This window comes from Micromonospora sp. GCM10011541 (genome assembly GCF_042650725.1).
Classification (GTDB): domain Bacteria; phylum Actinomycetota; class Actinomycetes; order Mycobacteriales; family Micromonosporaceae; genus Micromonospora; species Micromonospora sicca.
The window spans coordinates 1-1,087 of record NZ_JBHSBP010000112.1 but is presented as its reverse complement, the minus strand read 5'-3'; the positions used below and the strand labels follow the sequence as shown (position 1 = coordinate 1,087).

The following is a 1,087-nucleotide window of genomic DNA, read 5'->3' as shown; positions in this document are numbered from 1 at the left end:
GGCGAAGCTGGCACGGACCGAGACGGCGTTGACGATCATGGGAAAAGCGCGCGAGCTCTTGGAGGACATCTCCAGGAGCGAGCCGGACGGTCCGGACGTGTTCGGGCTCGGCAGGCGCTGATGGCCGCCTATCATGCGTTGACCAGCGCGAGGATCACGACGCGGGAGGCGAAGCGGCTGACCGGGATCGCCCGGTCCAGCGCCGAACGCGACCGGCGGCGGCCGACACCGGCCCCGCCGGTGCGGCGAGCGCCGGCGAACGCGCTCACCCCGGCCGAACGTGAGCAGGTCCTGCGGCTGTTGAACAGTCCGGAGTTCGTCGACGCGGCCCCGGCCCAGATCTACGCGGCGCTGCTGGACCAGGACGTGTACGTCGGTTCGATCGCCACCATGTATCGGGTTCTGCGCGAGCACGCGCAGGTTCGCGAGCGTCGCCGGCTGGCCCGGCACCCGGCCCGCCGGCGTCCCGAGCTGGTCGCTGACGCGCCGCGGCAGGTCTACACCTGGGACATAACGAAGCTGGCCGGACCGGCGAAGGGCGTCTACTACGACGCCTACGTGATGATCGACATCTACTCCCGGTACATCGTCGGGGTCCGTGTGCACGCCCGCGAGTCCGGCCCCCTCGCGGAGTCGATGATGCGCGAGGTGTTCGGTGTCCATGGCGTCCCGCACGTCGTGCACGCCGACCGGGGCACGTCGATGACGTCGAAATCGGTGGCTGACCTGCTCGAAGACCTCGACGTGACCCGCTCGCACTCCCGGCCGAAGGTGTCCAACGACAACCCGTACAGCGAGGCCTGGTTCAAGACGTTGAAGTACGCGCCAGTCTTCCCGGACCGGTTCGCGTCCCTCGCGGACGCACGAGCTTTCATGAACAACTTCGTGACCTGGTACAACCACGCCCACCGGCACTCCGGGATCGGCCTGCACACCCCCGCCGACGTCCACCACGGCCGTCACCACACCGTCCGCGCCAACCGCGAGGACACCCTCGCCGCAGCCCGGACGGCGCACCCGGAACGGTTCGGCACCACCCGGCCCCTACCCAAGATCCTCGACCTGCCCGAACAGGTCTGGATCAACA

General features: G+C 69.1%; 1 pseudogene. It reads left to right on the top strand.

Going from position 1 to position 1,087, the window contains the following annotated elements:
• Positions 1–1,087 (top strand): annotated as a pseudogene (locus tag ACFOYX_RS36145) (IS3 family transposase); the annotation flags it as partial.